14 protein-coding genes and 1 CRISPR repeat array (1 of these 15 running past the window's edge) are annotated in these 19,677 nt (G+C 57.1%); of the genes, 5 read left to right on the forward strand and 9 right to left on the reverse strand.

What is annotated here, in order from left to right:
• Positions 1–2,123: direct repeats of the CRISPR family, unit length 36 nt; unit sequence GCTTCAATGAGGCCCCGGCGCGAGGCCGGGGAATGC (it extends 1,841 nt beyond the left edge of the window).
• Between the two features lie 215 nt (positions 2,124–2,338).
• Both cas2 and cas1 read right to left on the reverse strand, forming a co-directional pair.
• A complete protein-coding gene (gene cas2 / locus PL263_RS02840) occupies positions 2,339–2,635 on the reverse strand; it encodes a CRISPR-associated endonuclease Cas2 (protein WP_278211611.1) in 297 nt (98 codons plus the stop codon).
• Positions 2,635–4,359 carry a CRISPR-associated endonuclease Cas1 gene (cas1, locus tag PL263_RS02845; protein ID WP_278211612.1) on the reverse strand — a complete coding sequence of 575 codons (1,725 nt, stop codon included), beginning with the start codon at positions 4,357–4,359 and terminating at the stop codon, positions 2,635–2,637. The genes cas2 and cas1 overlap by 1 nt, the downstream gene beginning before the upstream one ends.
• A gap of 46 nt (positions 4,360–4,405) precedes the next feature.
• On the opposite strand from cas1, the gene PL263_RS02850 reads away from it, so the two are divergent.
• Both PL263_RS02850 and PL263_RS02855 read left to right on the forward strand, forming a co-directional pair.
• Positions 4,406–4,714, forward strand: a complete 309-nt coding sequence (locus PL263_RS02850) for a ribbon-helix-helix protein, CopG family (RefSeq protein WP_278211613.1) — start codon at positions 4,406–4,408, stop codon at positions 4,712–4,714.
• A complete protein-coding gene (locus tag PL263_RS02855) occupies positions 4,711–5,055 on the forward strand; it encodes a type II toxin-antitoxin system PemK/MazF family toxin (RefSeq protein ID WP_278211614.1) in 345 nt (114 codons plus the stop codon). The genes PL263_RS02850 and PL263_RS02855 overlap by 4 nt, the downstream gene beginning before the upstream one ends.
• A 5-nt stretch (positions 5,056–5,060) precedes the next feature.
• Here the strand turns inward: PL263_RS02855 and csb2 are convergent, their stop codons facing one another.
• The 5 genes from csb2 to PL263_RS02880 all read right to left on the reverse strand — a co-directional run bounded on the left by csb2 (position 5,061) and on the right by PL263_RS02880 (position 13,363).
• The gene (csb2, locus tag PL263_RS02860; RefSeq protein WP_278211615.1) at positions 5,061–7,190 is read right to left on the reverse strand and encodes a type I-U CRISPR-associated protein Csb2; all 2,130 of its coding nucleotides are present in this window, start codon (positions 7,188–7,190) and stop codon (positions 5,061–5,063) included.
• 3 nt (positions 7,191–7,193) lie between these two features.
• Positions 7,194–8,288 carry a type I-U CRISPR-associated RAMP protein Csb1/Cas7u gene (cas7u, locus tag PL263_RS02865; protein ID WP_278211616.1) on the reverse strand — a complete coding sequence of 365 codons (1,095 nt, stop codon included), beginning with the start codon at positions 8,286–8,288 and terminating at the stop codon, positions 7,194–7,196.
• Positions 8,285–9,139 (reverse strand): type I-U CRISPR-associated protein Cas8c, encoded by an 855-nt coding sequence (cas8c, locus tag PL263_RS02870; protein ID WP_278211617.1) that lies wholly within the window; start codon positions 9,137–9,139, stop codon positions 8,285–8,287. Before cas8c ends, cas7u begins: the two co-directional genes overlap by 4 nt.
• Positions 9,136–11,931 (reverse strand): type I-U CRISPR-associated helicase/endonuclease Cas3, encoded by a 2,796-nt coding sequence (gene cas3u / locus PL263_RS02875; protein ID WP_278211618.1) that lies wholly within the window; start codon positions 11,929–11,931, stop codon positions 9,136–9,138. Before cas3u ends, cas8c begins: the two co-directional genes overlap by 4 nt.
• Positions 11,932–12,391: 460 nt before the next feature.
• Positions 12,392–13,363, reverse strand: coding sequence for a WYL domain-containing protein (locus PL263_RS02880; protein WP_278211619.1), 972 nt, complete (start codon positions 13,361–13,363; stop codon positions 12,392–12,394).
• A 245-nt stretch (positions 13,364–13,608) separates the two neighbouring features.
• Between PL263_RS02880 and PL263_RS02885 the strand changes: the two genes are divergently transcribed.
• From PL263_RS02885 to PL263_RS02895, 3 genes are all read left to right on the forward strand, one after another.
• Positions 13,609–14,610, forward strand: a complete 1,002-nt coding sequence (locus tag PL263_RS02885; RefSeq protein WP_140912626.1) for a cytochrome-c peroxidase — start codon at positions 13,609–13,611, stop codon at positions 14,608–14,610.
• 222 nt (positions 14,611–14,832) lie between these two features.
• Positions 14,833–15,165, forward strand: coding sequence for a hypothetical protein (locus PL263_RS02890; protein ID WP_140912627.1), 333 nt, complete (start codon positions 14,833–14,835; stop codon positions 15,163–15,165).
• 7 nt (positions 15,166–15,172) lie between these two features.
• Positions 15,173–17,458 carry an EAL domain-containing protein gene (locus tag PL263_RS02895; RefSeq protein WP_278211620.1) on the forward strand — a complete coding sequence of 762 codons (2,286 nt, stop codon included), beginning with the start codon at positions 15,173–15,175 and terminating at the stop codon, positions 17,456–17,458.
• A 14-nt stretch (positions 17,459–17,472) separates the two neighbouring features.
• Here PL263_RS02895 and PL263_RS02900 read toward each other — a convergent pair whose 3' ends face one another.
• On the reverse strand, positions 17,473–17,799 hold the full coding sequence (locus PL263_RS02900) for a hypothetical protein (protein ID WP_278211621.1): 327 nt from the start codon (positions 17,797–17,799) through the stop codon (positions 17,473–17,475).
• An 85-nt stretch (positions 17,800–17,884) separates the two neighbouring features.
• Positions 17,885–19,597 carry a type II secretion system ATPase GspE gene (gspE, locus tag PL263_RS02905; protein ID WP_140912629.1) on the reverse strand — a complete coding sequence of 571 codons (1,713 nt, stop codon included), beginning with the start codon at positions 19,595–19,597 and terminating at the stop codon, positions 17,885–17,887.
• Positions 19,598–19,677 lie beyond the last annotated feature (80 nt).

A 19,677-nucleotide genomic window follows, 5' to 3' on the forward strand; every position in this document is an offset into this window, starting at 1 on the left:
GCGCGAGGCCGGGGAATGCCGCTAATCTCGGCTCGTTTGCCGGCTTCTAGGAGCAAGCTTCAATGAGGCCCCGGCGCGAGGCCGGGGAATGCATATATAAGGATAGGGCCGGCAACGATCATGTCTTGCCGCTTCAATGAGGCCCCGGCGCGAGGCCGGGGAATGCCTGTATCGGCATAAGTTGAAATGGAGGGTTTTGTGGGCTTCAATGAGGCCCCGGCGCGAGGCCGGGGAATGCCAAATTAATGCGGTTCCGCCTGAGTTGTTGGCCCAGTGCTTCAATGAGGCCCCGGCGCGAGGCCGGGGAATGCCAATCCGCTTGGGAGGTAGAGCGAAACGAATTGGACGCTTCAATGAGGCCCCGGCGCGAGGCCGGGGAATGCACTCAAGCGGGATCAGTTTTATTTTGGTTACAACAGGCTTCAATGAGGCCCCGGCGCGAGGCCGGGGAATGCGGCCTATTTCGGCGCTGCCGTGTTCCAGCAGGCCTGCTTCAATGAGGCCCCGGCGCGAGGCCGGGGAATGCAACGGCGTTTTTTTGGGGGCACCAATAACGACCCGATGCTTCAATGAGGCCCCGGCGCGAGGCCGGGGAATGCTATCAAGCGTGATGGCGACGTAATCCACCGCGAAAGGCTTCAATGAGGCCCCGGCGCGAGGCCGGGGAATGCGTAGGTTTTGCGGAACATGATTCCGCGCCACGATCGGCGCTTCAATGAGGCCCCGGCGCGAGGCCGGGGAATGCTGCCGCCCAAGACCTGGGCGAGCGGGTGATCGATGAGCTTCAATGAGGCCCCGGCGCGAGGCCGGGGAATGCGGTCAAAAGCATCTGGAGCAAAAAAGTGTTCCTGCAGGCTTCAATGAGGCCCCGGCGCGAGGCCGGGGAATGCCCGACATTCAAATCATCGGCCGCGTTGTCTGGGCCGGGCTTCAATGAGGCCCCGGCGCGAGGCCGGGGAATGCGCGATAGCCAGCCGACGACCGCGCGGAATGGCACAGCTTCAATGAGGCCCCGGCGCGAGGCCGGGGAATGCACGCTGAGCAGAAATATCAAAGGAAAACGCCGGACAAGCTTCAATGAGGCCCCGGCGCGAGGCCGGGGAATGCCTCCGGATCGGGGTCGGGTAAAGAAAAGCGTTTACTCGCTTCAATGAGGCCCCGGCGCGAGGCCGGGGAATGCCAGGAAAAAGAACAAGCAAACCGCCTGCTACGGCTGGCTTCAATGAGGCCCCGGCGCGAGGCCGGGGAATGCTGGTTAGAAAATCGATAGGAGTTCACATGCCAGCAAGCTTCAATGAGGCCCCGGCGCGAGGCCGGGGAATGCGTGGGCGACTGACACGATACCGCGATATGCGGAAGCTTGCTTCAATGAGGCCCCGGCGCGAGGCCGGGGAATGCGGGCCGGCTGGATCATATTCGGGGGCGGTAATGGAGCTTCAATGAGGCCCCGGCGCGAGGCCGGGGAATGCTACTTCTTTAATTTCATTCAATTGACCTGAATCATTTGCTTCAATGAGGCCCCGGCGCGAGGCCGGGGAATGCTTTCAAGAATCTGCCGTGCCATCGACGCAGAAGCAGGGCTTCAATGAGGCCCCGGCGCGAGGCCGGGGAATGCGATGGCGTTGGCAGCCTATTTGCAACGCGTCTTTTGTGCTTCAATGAGGCCCCGGCGCGAGGCCGGGGAATGCGCGGTGACGGCGCGGCGCACGTGGCGCACTATCTGAGCTTCAATGAGGCCCCGGCGCGAGGCCGGGGAATGCTTAACCAGTTGTTCGTATGTTAGGATGGTCATTACGGGCTTCAATGAGGCCCCGGCGCGAGGCCGGGGAATGCCGAACTATACGACGGCGTGATGCGCGACATCCAAGGGCTTCAATGAGGCCCCGGCGCGAGGCCGGGGAATGCAGCGATTTAATTTCGCTCACGTGCCGCCACAGACCGTAGCTTCAATGAGGCCCCGGCGCGAGGCCGGGGAATGCAAGGTCAGCGCGCTTTGTGAAGTCGGACTCATTGCCAGCTTCAATGAGGCCCCGGCGCGAGGCCGGGGAATGCCGGGAAAAACTGGATCGGATGATTCAGGAAATGACGCTTCAATGAGGCCCCGGCGCGAGGCCGGGGAATGCAGCGCGGGCTGGAGGCCTTGATTGGCGTGGCCTGCGCGGGCCGTTTGCGAGGGCTGAGCCAAACGGCGGGGCAAATTTAGCGGAAAAGCCGGTTAAGCGCCAATCGAAATATCTAAGTGCCTGATTGTTAAAGAGCGCCGGACTTGCGAGACCTGCCCGGCTTTTACGCGGCACCGCAGCGCTCGCGCCGGCTCGGCGGAAATCCGAGCGTGGCGTCATACGATCACCGGCTGCCGTTCCACCACCTCGAAATCCTTGCCCAAACTGACCACCGACGGCTTGACGGTTTCCGCCGGGCCGATATTGACGATCAGAATATGGTCTTCGTTATGGTGAATGATGCCGTCCAACAGCGCAATCAATTCGGCGTGGCGCTTACGGCTGAGCCGGCATTGGAACACCGACAGTTGTAGCCATTCGCCATAGCCTTTCATCAACCGGAATACCCGGCGCCAACGTTTGGTGTCGCGGATGTCGTAGGTAATGATGTATAGATGTTCGTAGGCGGCCATCAGCGCGTGGTGAAATTGGGATATTCCGGCAGTTCGCCGAGCAAATAGCGGCCGAACAAGCGGGCCTGGATTTCGAACAGGCGCCGGTAATCGACTTTATAGCCGAACAGCGGATGGGTAATCTCCTGGCTCATGCGGCGTTCGAAGGCGGCGATGAAGCGCTTGCGGCCGCCGTCGTTTAAATTGACGCTGCCGGCGGCGCTGACGAAATCGGTGGGACGCACCTCGCCGTTGTTGATGACTTGCAATACGGTGGAATCGGCGACTATGGGCCGGAACGGTTCCATCAAATCCAATGCCAGCGCCGGCCGGCCGTAGCGCGGCTGGTGGTAAAAACCGCGATACGGGTCCAAACCTACCGCGCTCAAATTCATGGTCCAGGTGCGGGTCAGCATCGCATAGGCAAACGACAGCAAGGCGTTGACCGGATCGGTGGGTGGGCGGCGGTTGCGGGTGTTGAAGTCAAAACTCAGCTGCTTGCTGTCGTCCGGTTTTTTTATCAGTTGGTCGAAGGCGGCGAAATACTGGGCCGCCGCCCCGCCTTCTATGCCCAGCAATTGCGGCAAGTCGGTGGCGCGCAAGGCTTTGTCGGCCAGGTTTTTCAAGGCCTCCAGCAAGGGTTCTACCGGCGCGTCGGAGCGCCAATTGCGCCGCGCTAAAGTGCGGCTGTTCTGGATTTTGGCGCGCACCAGATTGCGGGCAATCGCCAGACAGGTTTTGTCGTCGAAACTGGCTTTGTACTGGGCGGTGCGCAACTCGACATTCTTGTGGCCGGTGCCGACGGTGTGGCCGACAAACCAGCCGCCGTAGCTGTGCCAACTGACCGGAATCTCGCGCTTCATCAAGTCTTGCAAACACGGCGTGGTGATGTAGACGTTGCCCATCACCACGACTTGAGAAACATCCACCAGCCGCGCGGTCTGCACCTTTTCGTCGTCGATGCTGATCTCCAGCTCCTCACCCTTTTTGCCGATCTTGGCTTTGTAGGCCTGCACGTAAACCGGCAGCGCTTCGTCGCGCATCACCGCCAGCGGCCGGGGTTCCAGGTCGGCGTGGCGCAAGTAATTGACTTCGTCCGGCAGACAAATACCCACCAGCGAGCAACCGGCGCATTTCGGGCTGTCCCGCAGCGGATTGGGAATGTGGCCGCCGGCGGCGATCAGGCGCAGGCCGTTGATGGCGTTGGCGGTGAGTTGCTGCAGTTCGTCGTCGAACGCCACCCGCACCCGTTCCCGGCTTTGCACGTAATACAGCGCGCCTTCCTCGCAGACGTAGCCGTGTTCGCGCAGCACCATGGCCTGCACGCAGAGTTGCACCCGTTCCGGGTCGTAAGCGCCGCGCGCCACGTGGGGACGCTTGCCGCGTTTGTAATCGATCGGTGTGACCACGCCGTCCTCGGCTTCGATCAAGTCCAGCTTGGCGATCAGCCCCAAGCGGTTGGAGGACAGGGTAATCGAACGACCGTGCAGTTTTTCGGTGTCGTCCAGTTCGTCGGCTTCCGGAAATCTTTTGGACGGCTTGTCCACCCGGCGGTGGGCATGGTCGCCTTCCACAGTGTCCGCCGACGGCGCCCATTCGCCCTGCACCCACTCCAGATAGGCCAAACGCGGGCAGTACTGGTATTCGTTAATCATCCGCGCTGGCAGCAACGGCATGTCGCCAGACAATTCCGGGAAGGGCAGCGGTAGTTCCAGTTGGACAGGCGGGCGTTCGTTGTCAGTCATTTTGTAATACAATTCGTCATCATCAACGTATTACCTGGAGTCCGCCATGCCTGCCATCAGCCTGCGTTTACCCGACGATGTCGAAGCCAATCTCAAAGCCGAAGCCCAACTGGAAGGCAAAAGCCAATCGGAAATCGCCCGCTTGGCGATCACGGAATATCTTGCCCGCCGCGAGCGGGAGCGGTTTATGGCGGAAATGGTGGCGGAAGTGCGCACGGCATACGCCGACCCGGAAATCCGCCGGGAAGCCTTGGCCATTGCCGAAGAATTCGATGCCGCCGACGACGCTCTGGATCGTTTGATTGCCGAAGAACGCGCCGCCGGCATCGACCCTGACGAAAAATGGTGGGGATGATGAAGCGCGGAGAAATATGGGTCGGCAATTTGAACCCGCCCCGCGGTCGCGAAATCGGCAAAGCACGACCGGTGCTGATTATCCAGACCGACGAATTGAACGAAACCATTACGCCGATGGTGGTCGTGCTGCCGTTGACCACGCAGGTTTACCCACTGTTCAAGCGTTGGCGCGTCACCCTGCCGCCGCGCGGCCGCCTGCTTAAATCCTGCCAAGTCATCACCGACCAACCCCGCGCCCTCGACAGAGACCGCTTCGGCGAAGGCCCACTCGCCACCGTCACCGCCGAGGAACTGGCGGCGGTGGAGAAGAGTTTGCGGGGGGTGATGGGGTTGTGGTGAGGGCATCAGTCCACTCCGAACAAGCCGCCGCCTTCGTGGCTGTCTTTACCGAGTAACAACGGTCCGGCGACTGAGACCGCAAAACTCAGGCTGAGCTGGGCTTTGATGCCGCCTTTGCGGCCTTGGTGGATATTCAAAATTTCCACCTTCGGTTCCGGTAAACCACGACGCAGGCATTCGTTAACCACATCGACACGTATCGCGTCATCCGCTTGAGCCAACGTTTTTGGGCAGCGGGTGGGCAGGTAGGCGGAAATAGTTTTCCAACGCTTTGCCGAACCTAGCAGCGAATCGTCAGGATTCGTCGTGTCGTCGTGGAGTTGCAAGCTAATGATCCCCAACGCGCCGGCCCGAACGGTCATCAATCGGCTGACCACCATTTCGAAACGTTCCCGATCGCCGTTCGAGTATTTGGCGTTACGGTCACATCCCCATGGTGCCGCCACCAGCAGGCAATCCAGTAAACCGTCGCCGTCGTTATCGTCGGCGGCCAAAAAGATATGTTGGTGGTTTCCCGAACGAGCGGCGGAACCGTCCGCTTCATGGCCTGAAATCAAGCGGCTTGCCTGCCCGAATAATTGCCGATCCAAGCTCATCAAGGCTCTGCGAACGGCTTGCAGCATATCCGACCGACTTTGCAACGTAGGTCGATTGCTTGGATTGATGGCGAAACGCATGACGGAACGGGGCGATTCGGTCGCCGGTCGCATCAGGCCCAGCCCAAGATAGCGTCCGTCACCGATGACCAACGGGCCGGTCATTGGCTCTGGAAATGCCAGCTCCAAATGATAAAGCCGGGAACGATCAAAGCGCTGGAAAGCAAAATCTTCAGCCAAGGTGCCGGTGCTATCGAAAGGTTCTCGCTGAATGCTTAGGATTTGCACCGGCGCGGTAATGCCGCAATGCCGCAAGGCTTGGCGGGCAGCGTGATGCAATTGGCCTTGTTTCAAAACCCGTTCGGCGCCGGATTGAGCGGGAAGGCTTTTACCCAAAGGCAAGGCAACCGGCGTTACGGTCCGCCAAATGCGGTCGGCTTGTTGTCCGCTTATGCCGTAATGCTCCAACATCTTATGGTCGTTCGCTTTGACCAAAACCGGTGTATGCGGGTCGATTTCGGCGGTTTCCGGATCAAATTCCAGCGGCCACCCGGCGAATGCCCATTCCACGTCGGCCAATAGCAACGGGCAATCGGCCGGCACTTCAACCAGCACCCGGCGAATATCGGGGTTTGTGTGTTGATGGCCGATCGACGGCAAAGGGATTACCCGAATGCGCAACGCCTTGTCCGCGTCATTGGCGCCAATGCCGGCCAAGTAACGTTCGGCGTACTCCGGAAAATACTGTTTCAAGCGACTTTTTGCCAGTTCAACCAAACGTTGGGTGAATTGAGCGGCAGCGGTCAGTGTTTGCGCGGCAACGTCGCCGTGTTGATTTTGAATATCGAACAACAGTAACGACGACGGGCAGTTATAACCGGTGGGTTGGAATATCGGTAGCGGCGGTTTGTGGAATTCGCCTTTACGCAGACGTTTTAATTGACCTTGGTAACGGGTCAACAGCGAGTCCAAAGACCGACTTGGACTCGGACAATCCAGCGTATTACTGACACCTTGCGGCGTAGGCCGGAACACTGGGCCGGCATGTTGAATAATGATTTGCTGGGCTTGATCGGCGCTCAGTTGCTCCGCCCAAGCAAACGCCATATCCACGCCGCGACCCAGCTGATACAGCCGTTCGCTCAGTTCAGTCAGTGTCTGAGCTTCATCGGCGCGTTCGGCAAAAAACCAAACGTAATGCAGCGGTTCCTGGCCGTCGAACAGCCAGGGCTTGGCTAATTTGGCATCGCGTTTTTTCGCGGCCGCCGCTAAATTGCCTTGTTGCGCATCGGCACCGTTGCGCGGCACGTAATAAGTCGTTAATGCCGATTGTTTGCAGGCCGGGCTCAACACCACCGGCGGCGGCAATTGCTCTAACCAGCGCAACGCCACCGCTTCCGTGTCGGAAGCGGTGGAGCCCGTATAAGCTGCTGCGACTAACGCTTGAAACAGCCTAAATGGCGACGGCGGCCAAGTACCGTTGCCGTGATAGCGGTCATCCAGTAAACGAACGGAAATAACGAGGGCCTGTTGGTTCATGGCTCACCCCTCGGCGTCGCTATCGGCTTCTTCTTTTTTGGCGAGTAACTCCTTGGCTTTTTTGATGTTGAATTGGTAGGTTTTCTCGGGTTGCTTAACGCCAAAAGCAGTTGCCGCTTGCTGGGCATAGTCTTTAATCAGCAAGCGTTCTTGATCCGCCGACAAGCTATAAAACTGCGAAGCGCCGCGTCTAGCCACCGCTTCCCAAATGTCCGCATCGTCGGCGCAACGCAATAAACAGCCTTCGCGCAAATACAGTTCGGTTTCGGCGGTGGCGGCGACCAATGCCAAGGCCAGCAAATAGCGTTTTAGCTGCACGGTGGATTCTTCGCTGTCGCCCTTGATCGATTGCAGGGCAATCAAGTTAATCGTGACTTGGCGGGTAATGGGGCCTCGGGCGATGATGCCGCCCAAGCCTTTGGGAGCCGGCACGTCATTAAAACCTTTCACGGACAGTTTTACCTTTTGCTTTTTTGCTTCGTCGGTTAACGCCTTTTTTTGATCGTCGTCCAACAACTTCCAAACACTGTTGTATTGGGCTGCTGTACTTAACACTTCTACATCCTCGGCGCGGATAATCGAGCGAATCAAGCGGGGTCGTTTGACTTGTGTTCCTCTGGAATCCCAAGCGCCGAAAACCAACGAAGTCGGCGCCAGTTTTGCCAACGGCACGGCGTTATGAGTTCTCAAAAGGGTTTTAAACGCCTCGTCGATTTCCACGGCCAATTCGTCGGTAGACCTTACCACCGCATCGCCGGCCCGGTGCGCCAATTCCAAGATAGACACCTTACGTTCCGGGTCGTCCTTGTTGCCCAAATTGATGTCGATTTGCGGCACCAAATCCCGGTACTCGTCATCCATAAAAACCGGTTCGCTACGGTTGGCCTGCGAAGGCACCGAGTCGATTTGGGCCACTTTAGTGCCGTCCGACAGGGTGTCGATCGAGTACCCAATATCGGCGTAGGTGGGCGGAAAAATCACGCCGCCTTCGCCGTCCACCGGTAACAGTTTTTGCTTGAGTATCAATGCCACCGGACCTTTGGGGTTGTCCGCCCATTGGTTAATAATGTCGTGGCTGAGTGCTTGGGTTTGGCTCATGGCGTATTCTCCTGAATGGCGTAACAGACGATTTTGTTTTTGCCCGACAAATCGAGCGCGAAATGATACTGGCGCTTGTGCGCCAAAGGCAGTTGCCCGCTCAATGCCGGCCGGGCCAATTGCGGCGGCAACCAGTCGTTCCAAACGGCGTAGCGGTATTGGCGTAACGACAATTCAAACGGACGGGCGTGTTGTAGTCCCCATGCCGCTAGCAATTCAACCACCGGGGAAGCGACGACTTTTTGCTCCAACTCCTTGTTGCTTTTCAGATCGTTGATCGAATAACCCACGTCGAGCCCCATCCACGCACCTCTCGGATCGAAATTGAAACTGCCGCCCATGCTGCACAGCACGTTGAGCGGATCGAGTAACAGTCCGTCGTGCCTCGTGCTCCAGAGAGCGACAATTTCCCGCAACATGTCGTTGGCGATCTTCTGCGCGCTACGATTGCCGGCATATAGCTTGAACGTTTCATCCACGCCGCCATCGGCCCAGTGGCTAAGCAACACACTGCGCCCCGTCGAATCTTGCAATTGGATCGGTAGCGAAGTTGCGTCAGCCTCCGGCGCGGGAAAGGTATCGGCAATCGTAAATTCGGTTATTTTGCTTGGCACCAGCCAATCTGCGGGAACAATGGCAATGGCTTTGGCATCGGCCAAAAAAGCCAGCACGTCGGCAAACGGATTTTCCGACGTTTCCGTTCGCAACTGAAACTGCGCACCGGTGGCCGGTTGCCAATCGAAACGCGCTTCGGCATAACCCAACAAGGCTTCGGATGCCTCCAAAAAACCCATGCATGCCAACACTTGGCCGGGGTTGGTCAAATCAACCGGTATTGCGTAAATACTCATGCCTTGCCCTCCATTTCTGCTTGTTCGTCGCTGATTTGCGAGGCGCGATGATCGGCGGAGCGAAACACCGCTTCCCACCAGGCCAAACCCCAAGGCCCCCATTGCCGTTGCAGGCGGGCAAAACGCAATGCGGCTTGTTGCGCCCGTTCGGCCAATACTGAAGGCGGCGCGCCGGGATCGATCGGCGCAATCACCGGGCAAGCGTAACCGTGATGAGAGGCGATCAAATGCAGCGCTAAATCCTGTAACTCTGTTGGTAACTGGTTGATGGTCGCGTCGTTTGCCACGTCCGCCAATGAACCGAATTCATGGCGGTATCCGGCCAGCAAACGCGGATTGCCGCCGCCCAAGGTTTTTGCGTAGGGGCGGCCGTCGTCTGCTGGAGCGTTCATCGCGATTTGCCACAGGCCGCGCTGTTTGCCCAAGTCATGGCGACGCATGGCCGCGACGATCAACTCGACAAATTCCGCTGTGAGGTTTAAGCCTTGCGCTATCGCCGCCATTTCCCGTCCGGCCAAATCGTGATGTTTCTCCAGGCTTTGCGTGAACCGCGAAACGGCCGGATCACCCAGGCGTTGCGAATTGGCGCCGCGATAAACCTGGATTCGCCAGGTTTCCGCTGCATCGTCTTCGGTGTCGGTTTTGGCGATAAAACGGTATACGGTATGCCAAGCAGCGCTGTCCTGTTCCGCTTCCGCATCGTTTTGGATGCGATAACCAATGGTTGTTTGCAAGTCGCTTGTCCATTGATAGTCGAGTGTCTTTAACTCTTCGCTGTCGGCTGCATCGTTCAGCAGGCCGTCTTTAAGCCCGCCTAACCAGCGTGCGATGACTGCTTGGCGATTTGTCAGCAATGCTTTCAAATCGTCGCTGCTTTGTTCCGCTAGTTGCCGGAGCGTTAAGGCACCGTTACGCACCAATTCGCCGGATCGGTTTAGGGCTATCAGTGCCGGTTGATCCGAATCTTGCGGGTTTTCCTTCCATAGTTTTTGTGCGCGTTTGAGCAGCGTTTTTATTGCCTCGCGAACAGGTATTTCGAGCGTTTCACTCAGATGAATCGGCGCGTTTTCGAAAAAGGCTTTTACTTCAGCCACATTCGGTAAGGCATCGTTATCGCGCCAGGGTAAGCATTCTCGCCAGGCCAGGGTGGTTTCCGGTTCATCGTTGGGTTGCCAGCCGCGCAGCCAGGGTTGAATGTCCGGGCGGGCGCTGTGTTGTTCCAACGATGTCATCGACCAGGCATCAACCACCGGGCGGCTTAACGAAGGCCGCAAAGGTTCTTCCGAAAGCGCACGGTTTAATTCGTCAACGGGAATGGCATTTTTTAAGGCAGCTATCCCGGCGGGGCTGGCATCAGCTCCCAATCGTTCTATGACGCCAAGTTGCGCTTGATAACTTTGAAACACCTTGGTCGATTGTTGGTAACTGGCCAGCTGCTGCGCGTAGTCTTCTTGTGCTTTCGCATAGTCTTTTTGCGCCTTGATGAAGGCTTTTTGGTCTTGGCTGTATTGTTTTAACGCCGCTTTGTCGGCATTTTCCGGCGGGATTGCCGGCGGTTGCGGCTCAGCTAAGTCCGGACTAACAGGGCTTTTGACGTTGGGTGCTTTCGGCGGCACGGCAATTACCTTGATGTGCGCCTGCTTCTCGCCGCGTCGATTGACTCGACCAAAACGCTGCACCATGCGCTCGAAAGTCACCAAATCGCACACCATGTGGTCGGCATCCAAATCGATGCCGACTTCGCCGGCGGAAGTGGCGACTAAAAAGGCTACGCTATTGAGCGGAGTTTGAGATCCGGCGAGGAAGCCGTTAACCGTTAGCCACTCGACCAACGTCTGCCGCTCCTGAACCCGGCGACCACCAACCAGCAGATTGGTTTGGTGGTGGGCTTTGTCTTGCTTGATGCGTTTATCCAGTTCGTCCTTGATTTTCTGTGCGTGCTCCCGCTTGTTGCAAAAAATCAAAATCCGCTTGCCGCTGTCTTTTAGTTGCCAAGCGCTTTCGCTCAGCAGTTCGACTATCGCGTCGCCTTCGTTTTTGATTTCAAGCGTCAATTGCTTTTCGGCATTGAGCCGTTTGGCAACCAGGGCATCATCGTAATCTTCCGCTTCCAAGCCAAAGGCCTGATTTTCGGTTTGCTTGCCGGTAGCCGATAGTGACAAGCATTTGAAGGGCGGAATCAGAAGCTGTTTGCCGTTGATTGGATGCAACGATTTGTCGGCGGCAATACTCTGTAGCAAAGCTTGGAACGGCCAACATAGATGGGCTTCATCCAATATGCAAAGGCTATCCGCTCCCAGAAATCCGGCATGATAGCGGCGCATGTTGCGCGACACGCCGTAACCTTCGAACAGCAAGCGCGAGCCGATCATGTCGATGGTGCCGACGATGATCGCCGGCTTGGTCGGGTCGGCCAGCCATTGACGGTTGTCGGCGTATTGGCCGCGCAAAGTCGAAACCGGCAAAGACTCTTGTTCGCTCAAGCCAAGCATTGACTTGAGTTCCGGCATTTCTTGCAAGTTTGTTTTTAGTTCCTCGGCAACTTGCGTGGCTTGGTCAACAACAACGCGTCGATCCACGACATAAACCAATCGTTTTGGTAGTGAAGGATTTTCCGCGCGCGCCAGCAACCACAGCACCATGACCGTGGTTTTACCCAGGCCGGTTGGTAAATCCAGCGTATCCGGCAAGCGGTTTTCGCACAGTTGCTGAAATAGCCGACGTTGCCAACGCAACATCGGAAAGCCGGTGATTCCTTGAAAATACGCTTCGAATTTTTCGTCAATAGCCATAACTTACCTTGCTTGGTGGTTATAGGGTGGGAGCTCTGGGCTCTAACTTACAACGTCTCGGTCTCAAAACCTGATACCGAGAATTTTTATTTTTTGAATACTGCATTGGAGGCCGTGGCGCTTTCGCGCCACGGAATTTACAAAGAGATCAGATAAATAAAAATCTCTGCTCTTGCTTCAATGAGGCCCAAGGCTAAAACCTCCTTGCATAAATCCTGGGGCGGTGGATGATTCAGCAGTGAATCTAAAGAGTGGCTATTTGAGTCGAACTGAAATGTTTATTTCGATGTCCTCGTTGCCAGACTTGGTTTTTTGACGGCCTTTCAGCTTTTCAAAAATGAAGTCGACAAGGAAATCCAAGGCTTTTTTGAACACGTAACCTCCGATAAGTGAGTGGGTTCGGCCAAGATGTTAAATTAGGAGGGTGATAAATACAATAATTTTTTAAGAGAATAGAATTTTAAATAGTGTATATGGCCTGCATCTTCACGATCTCCTTCGCCAACAACTCCCGCAAAAATCCCGGCGCCACCACTTCCACCTCGGCGCCGTATTTCAAAACGTCCATCAGCAGTTCTTCGTGGCGGTTGAAGGGGATGCGCAGTTGATAGCGGCCGTCGGTTAGCCACTCGCATTGTTGTTGGCTGTGCCAGGTTTCGTCGGATACCCAGCGCCCGGCCTTGGCGGAGAAGTTGAGAACGGCGGTGTGTTCAGGTGTGCCGGCGAAGATGCCGTAGGACGAGCCGAAGTGTTGTTGCAGCGTGGCCGGGTCCAGCAGTTGCGCGGGTTCGCGGATGGCGCTGGCGGACTTGATTCTGTCCAGAGCGAACGTGCGCGGCTCCTGACGTTGGTGGCAGTAAGCGTCCAAATACCAGTTGTCTTTGTACAAGATCAGGTTTTGCGGCGATACCGGCCGTTCGCTGGTCTGGTCGTCGCTGCGGGCGTGGTAATGAATCAACAGCCGTTGTTGTGCGAACAGGGCCTGGACCAAGGTCAGAAACAATTCGTCGTTGCGGCTGCGGTAGGCCTGGCTGAGGATTTTGATGCGGCCCAGTTGCGGGGTTTTGACGCCCGGCGAGCGGTCCAGCAGTTTCTCCAGGTGACTGCGGAGTTGGCCGATTTCGTTGCGGAGCAAGCCGGGCGCCAGATTGCCCAGCAGATGCTGGCAGGCGACCAGGGCTTGCAGTTCCTCGGCGCTGAGCCAGATGCCGGGCAATTCGAACGGGTGGCGCGGGTCGTTGCGGTCATAGTAATAGCCGACGCCGCGTTCGCAGAACAGCGGTGCGTTCAAGCGGTCGCGCAGTTCGTCTACCAGACGTTGGCGGGTGGCTTTCGAGCAAGCCAGTAGTCTTTCTATTTCCGGCCCCGAAATCGGCGTGCGCCGGTTTTTCAGTAGGTTGTGGAGTTTGAAGAGTTTGTCGAGGTGTTGCATCTGAGCGTCTTCCCTGAGCGAGTGAAAGTTCTAGCGTCTTAACTGTCGGGGAAAATTAGCCGATTCCGGGCTGTTTTGCCAGTAGCGGTCGCTTGGGCCGGCGGCGCCGGTCGATTTTCGCCTGGTCCGGTCCGTCGGCCCCGTTGCACTGTGGGAGGGATGCAATTTAATTTACCTGCCGCGCGGCAATATCTTACAATTCGCCAGCCCTTGGCTCTGACAATAACTATTTTTAGGAGGATGGTATGTTCAAATTTCGCCTGCTGGTTTCCGCGCTTGCGCTGACCGGTTCTATGTCTGTAATGGCGGCCGAGCCGCTGCCGAGTGTGGCCCCGGCTCCCGCCGACAACCCGACCACGCTGGAAAAAGTCACGTTGGGAAAAATGCTATACCACGATCCGCGGTTGTCCTCCACCGGCACCGTATCCTGCGCCTCTTGCCATAACACGATGCTGGGCGGCGAAGACAACCGGCCGGTGGCAATGGGTGTCAACGGCCAAACCGGCGGCCGTAGCGCGCCGACCGTTTGGAACTCCGCCTTCAATAAAGTCCAGTTCTGGGACGGCCGTGCCGATAGTCTGGAGGCCCAGGCTGCCGGCCCGGTGACCAATCCGATCGAGATGGGGATGAAGAGCTGGGACGACGTGGTCGCCCGCCTGAAAACCATCGAAGGTTATCAACACGCGTTCGAAAAGGCCTTCGGTAAGGATTCTATTTCCAAAGAAAACGCCACCAAAGCCATCGCGGCTTACGAAAGAACTTTGATTACGCCGAACAGCCCGTACGACAAATATCTCGGCGGCGATAAAGACGCGATGACCAAGCAGCAAATCCGCGGTATGGAAAAAGCCGTCGAAGTCGGTTGCACCAGTTGCCATAGCGGCCCGGCATTCAATGGTCCCGGTATGTTCCAGAAATTCCCGGTCAACTCCAACGGCTATTTCGAGGCCCAATACCACTTCCAAAAAGACAAAGGCTTGGCGGAAGTGACCAAAAAAGACAGCGACGAGCACCTGTGGAAAGTGCCGACCTTGCGCAACGTGGCTCTGACCGCGCCGTATTTCCATAACGGTTCGGTGAAAACCCTGGATAGAGCGGTCTGGTTGATGGCTAAATTGCAATTGAACAAAGAGTTGTCCGACGGAGACGTCGCCGACATCGTTGCGTTCCTGAACGCGTTGACCGGCGAATTCCCGACTCAAACCATGCCGCAATTGCCGGGCACTCCGGGTTCTACCTTTAACTAAGCACCGGGCGTTTTCCGGTTCTAACGAAGGGGCCGTGAGGCCCCTTTTTCGTGGCTGACGTATTGGCAACGAGTCGAAGATTGGTTTGGTACTGCGCTGCGGAGCGTGTCTAAAAAGCGTTTGATATGTGTGGTATTAGTCCGGTTCTTCGGCCATACTTTAGGCCGTGGCGGAAATCGATAAATCCGATAAAAACAATTAAATAAATTCGTATTTGAGTCCATGTCAGTCAACAAGAAAATTCAATTATCGGCGCGGGTGGGGGAGTATGCGATTCCACCCTTGAAAGACATGTTGGTTCTGGGGAACCAATCGCCGATCGGCTGCATCGCCATGCGGCGGGCCATCGAGCTGCTGGTTAAAACCCCTTTCGAACATATCGAGCTGCAAGACGAGGTGATCTCCGATATTTTGGTGCGTCAGCACATTTTGCGGCGGGTGTCGCGGGAAGGCTTGATCGAATTTGTGCTCGGCCAATTAAAGCCCATGATGGGTCCGGACGAGGTCTTGCACGCCGAACTGGATGTCAGCATTTTCCTGTCGCAAGGCGACTGAAACACCGATGCAACGCTTAATGGTGCGCGATTGTTTGTGCGACCCGATCGTCCGGGTGTTGGAAGAGGGGCGGCCGGCCTATTCTCTGGCTAACCAGCCCCTGTATGCGGTATTTCGCGATTCCACCGCAACCGGTATGTTTTGCGGTCTGGTGACGCCGCAGGATATCGTGCAACACCCGAGCTGGATTTTTGCCGATCTTACCGAGCACCGCGAGTGTTTTAGCGTCGCCCCGGACGTCGAAGTGAGCAGTGCCCTGGATCTTCTAAGTGAGCAGGGACTGGAAGCGTTGCCGGTGTTGGACGGCCCGCGCTTTATCGGCGCGGTCAGTCGCCAGAGCATTCTGGAAACCCTGTTGAAACGGGAGCGCTGGTTGTTAGCGCAATCGCGCCGATTGAACAAATCGCTGGAAACCGAGCGAAACCGGATTCGTTCCTGGTCTGCCAAACTGGCCCGGCTTCACGAAGCCTCGCGTAGTTTGTTAACCGTGTTGAAGCACACCTCGGTCCAAAACGAACTGTTCGAAACCGGAATCGAGGCGTTGACTAGACTGTTGGAAGCGCGTTATGGCGCGGTCGGCATCCTGGACGACGCCGGAAAACTCAGCCACTTCGTCTATACCGGTGTCGATGCCGAACAGGCGCAGCGCATCGGCCAATTTCCGCAAGGCAATGGCCTGTTAGGCGTCGTGATTCAAGACAACGTGTCGTTGCGGCTGGCAGAGATGTCCACCCATGCTAGCAGCAGCGGTTTCCCCGAACATCATCCGCCGATGAAATCCTTACTGGCCGTGCCGATCTCGCACCAGGGACGTGTTTACGGCCGGATTTACCTGTGCGACAAAGAAAACGGCGAGCCGTTTACAGCCAGCGACGAGGAGCTGGCTCTGAGTTTTGCCTATTCGCTGTCGTTGATTCTGGACAACGCCCGCGAAATCGAGGAAGTCAAACAAGCCCGCAAAAGCTTGAATTACATGGCGCATTTCGACGCCTTGACCGGATTGCCGAACCGTACCCTGTTGAAAGACCGCTTCGAACAGGCTATTTCTCACGCTCAACGCAGTGGAGACAAGGTCGGTGTCCTGTTTTTGGATCTGGACAATTTCAAAGTCATTAACGACACCATCGGCCACACGTCGGGCGACAGCTTACTGCGGGTGGTGGCGTCGCGGATCAGCCAGTGTCTGCGCGACGGCGATACCGCTGCGCGTCTCGGCGGCGACGAGTTTATCGTCATGTTGCCCGATTTGTCGGATGTGCAGGATGCGGCCAAAGTCGCCGCTAAAATTCTGGAGTCGTTGCACGCATCGTTCGATATCGACCGCCACGAAGTCTTCGTCAGTTTCAGTATCGGGATTAGCGTGTATCCGGACGATTCCGACGAGATGGAAGGCCTGCTCGCCAACGCCGACAGTGCAATGTATTACGCCAAAAAGCTGGGTAAAAACAATTACCAGTTTTTCACCCCGGAAATGAACCGGACCGCGCAGAACTACATGAAATTGGAAAAGTATTTGCGGCGGGCCATGGAGCAGGGCGAGCTCGAGCTCTATTACCAGCCGCAGCTTGACGTCGCCAGCGGTAAAGTGATCTGCATGGAAGCGTTGATCCGCTGGTTCAGCGCCGAATTGGGGCCGGTGCCGCCGGGCGATTTCATTCCGTTCGCAGAGGAATCCGGCTTGATTGTGCCGATAGGTGCCTGGGTGCTGAAAACGGCTTGCGCCCAAGCCAAGGCCTGGGAGCGGGAGGGTTTGCCGGTTCGTGTCGCGGTCAATTTGTCCAGCCGCCAGTTCCATCAGGTGCAAACCGCGCAACACCCGCGACACCCCTTGCTCGATGCCGTGCTGGACGCGTTGGATGCCAGCGGCTTGTCGCCGGCTTTGCTCGAACTGGAGATTACCGAGGGTATTTTGATGCGGCAACTCGATTCGACCATGCAAATCCTGAATATCCTGAAAGATATCGGCGTCAGGATTTCGATCGACGATTTCGGCACCGGTTATTCGTCGCTGAGTTACTTGAAGCGGTTTCCGATCGATGTGTTGAAAATCGACAAATCCTTCGTCAACGATATTACCGAGGACCCCAACGACAAGGCGATCGTGTCGGCGATTACCGTGATGGCGCAGCAGCTCAAGTTGGAGGTAGTCGCGGAGGGGGTGGAGAGCACCGCACAGATGAGCTATCTGCGCGAACTGCGTTGCAACTACGTGCAGGGCTACTTTTTCAGCAAACCGCTGGCAACGGGCAAAGTCTTGCCGTTCTTACGCCAGTGCGCCGCTGCCACGGATTAAGCCCTACCTTGCTCTCAGGCTTCGAACCCGGTTTCGAAGCAATTGCGGCCGGATTCGTCGCCGTAAATCAGCGATAAAGTCTCCGGGTCGGGAGCGGGTGTCGACACCGCGGAATAGGCCACCAGCAGCGGCGCGATATGCCTGGCCGATTTCGGGCTGGTATAGACCCAATAGCACGAGCCGTCAGCCGCCCAATGGCCGAACATCGCCATCCCCTCGGGTCCGTTGCGGGCTACGTAGGCCGCGCGAAATGCGCCCATTAACACGGCCAATTCGCCGGATTGGTAGTCTGGGCCCGACAGTCTGATGCGGTGCCAACTCTGAATGATTGCCGATGCCACGATTGTCTCCCGGTTGCTTTCAAGATTGGGCTGATTTTGTGCGGGCAGAGCCAACAAACGCCGGTTCGGGCGACGAGCCGGCGCGTTAAGCTTCTGTGGTGACCCGCAGCACCTCTTCCAGCGTGGTAATGCCCTGCAGGGCCTTGCCGACGCCGTCCTCGTACATGGTCTGCATGCCTTCCTCGATCGCGGTTTGCTGGATGACGAAGGCTTCCTCGTGCTTCATGATTTGTTTGCGGATGGTGTCGGTCATCGTCAAAAATTCGATGATCGCCAGCCGGCCTTTGTAGCCGATGCCGTTGCAGGCCGGGCATCCCACCGGTTTGTAGAACAGGATTTCGCCGCTCGGTTGCCAGCGCCGCAACTGCATTTCCTCGATCACCGCATCCGCCGCCGGATGGGCCTGCTTGCAGTGCGGGCAAAGTCTTCTGACCAGGCGCTGGGCCAGGATGCCGTTGATGGTCGAGCTGAGCAGATACTCTTCCAGGCCCATGTCCTGCAGCCGGGTAACGCCGGCCGCCGCGTCGTTGGTGTGCAGCGTGGACAATACCAAGTGGCCGGTCAGCGCCGATTGTACGGCGATCTTCGCGGTTTCCAGGTCGCGCATCTCGCCGATCATGATCACGTCCGGGTCCTGACGGACGATGGAACGCAACGCCGAGGCGAAGGTCAGGCCGATCTGCGGTTTGGCTTGAATCTGGTTGATGCCTTCCAGTTGGTACTCGACCGGGTCCTCGACCGTGATGATCTTGCGTTCCGGCGTGTTCAGGGTTTTCAGCGCGGCGTACAAGGAGGTGGATTTACCGCTGCCGGTCGGGCCGGTGATCAATAAAATGCCGTGCGGTTGCGCCAGTACCTCCATGAAGCGCTCGGCCTGCCGGCCGACAAAACCCAGGGTTTCGAAGTCCAGCACTGCGTTTTCCTTGTCCAGCAAACGGATTACCACGCTTTCGCCGTGTAAAGTCGGAATCGTCGATACCCGCAGGTCCAACTCCTTGCCGATCATCTGCAGTTTGATCCGGCCGTCCTGCGGTAGCCGGCGTTCGGCGATGTTGAGCTTGGCCATGATTTTGATCCGCGACAACACGGCGGCGGTGGAGGCGACCGGCGGCGAATCGATGTCCTGCAACACGCCGTCGATGCGCAGCCGCACTTTCAGGCTTTGTTCGAATGGCTCGATATGCACGTCGGAAGCCCGGCTTTCCACGGCCTTTTGCAGAATATAGTTGACCATCTTGATGATAGGCGCTTCGGAGGCCAGGTCTTTCAGATGTTCCAAATCCTCGCTGCCTTCCTGCTCGACGTCCAGGTTGTCGCGCAGTTTATCCATTTGCGATTTGCCTTCGCCGTATTGCAATTCCAAGGCGGCGTCGATTTCGGCGAGTTGGCCGATTTGCAAGGTCACGGTTTTGCCGGTGGCCAATTGCAGGGCTTGCACCACATAGTCGTCCACCGGGTCCATCACCGCGATTTCGATTTGCTGCTCGTCCGCTGTCAGGCCGACGGCATGGTGTTGCTTCAGAAATCGCTGGGAAATGTGGTCCGGCAAGGGCGACTGCGGCGGATAGTTTGCCGCCGCCGCGCGTTGGATGCCGGTGGCCGCCACAAAACTGTTGGCGATGTCGTTGTCCGAACACAAGCCGAGTTTGATCAGCAATTGCGGCAGCGAGTCGTCCGGTGCGGTTTTCTGCATGCGCCGGACTTTACCCAGATCGGTGTCCGACAGTTTGCCGTTACCCTTTAATTGGTTGATAAAGGTTGCATATTTTGCGGAGTTTTCCGCGGTGTCCATGTCCATCGGATGTACCGTCGAAAGTAGCTGAATTGGTCAAGCATTGTAGCGAGTTTCGCAGTATTCTGAAGGCCATTTCCAACAAG

The organism is Methylomonas sp. EFPC3, from assembly GCF_029643245.1.
In the GTDB taxonomy this organism is placed as follows: Bacteria; Pseudomonadota; Gammaproteobacteria; order Methylococcales; family Methylomonadaceae; genus Methylomonas; species Methylomonas koyamae_B.

Excerpts from the sequence above, each read along its gene's own strand:
- cas3u (WP_278211618.1), bottom strand. The coding sequence starts at position 11,931 with ATGGCTATTGACGAAAAATTCGAAGCGTATTTTCAAGGAATCACCGGC.
- PL263_RS02850 (WP_278211613.1), top strand. The coding sequence starts at position 4,406 with ATGCCTGCCATCAGCCTGCGTTTACCCGACGATGTCGAAGCCAATCTC.
- PL263_RS02895 (WP_278211620.1), top strand. The coding sequence starts at position 15,173 with ATGCAACGCTTAATGGTGCGCGATTGTTTGTGCGACCCGATCGTCCGG.
- PL263_RS02880 (WP_278211619.1), bottom strand. The coding sequence starts at position 13,363 with ATGCAACACCTCGACAAACTCTTCAAACTCCACAACCTACTGAAAAAC.
- csb2 (WP_278211615.1), bottom strand. The coding sequence starts at position 7,190 with ATGAACCAACAGGCCCTCGTTATTTCCGTTCGTTTACTGGATGACCGC.
- gspE (WP_140912629.1), bottom strand. The coding sequence starts at position 19,597 with ATGGACATGGACACCGCGGAAAACTCCGCAAAATATGCAACCTTTATC.
- PL263_RS02855 (WP_278211614.1), top strand. The coding sequence starts at position 4,711 with ATGATGAAGCGCGGAGAAATATGGGTCGGCAATTTGAACCCGCCCCGC.
- cas2 (WP_278211611.1), bottom strand. The coding sequence starts at position 2,635 with ATGGCCGCCTACGAACATCTATACATCATTACCTACGACATCCGCGAC.
- cas8c (WP_278211617.1), bottom strand. The coding sequence starts at position 9,139 with ATGAGTATTTACGCAATACCGGTTGATTTGACCAACCCCGGCCAAGTG.
- PL263_RS02890 (WP_140912627.1), top strand. The coding sequence starts at position 14,833 with ATGTCAGTCAACAAGAAAATTCAATTATCGGCGCGGGTGGGGGAGTAT.
- cas1 (WP_278211612.1), bottom strand. The coding sequence starts at position 4,359 with ATGACTGACAACGAACGCCCGCCTGTCCAACTGGAACTACCGCTGCCC.
- cas7u (WP_278211616.1), bottom strand. The coding sequence starts at position 8,288 with ATGAGCCAAACCCAAGCACTCAGCCACGACATTATTAACCAATGGGCG.
- PL263_RS02885 (WP_140912626.1), top strand. The coding sequence starts at position 13,609 with ATGTTCAAATTTCGCCTGCTGGTTTCCGCGCTTGCGCTGACCGGTTCT.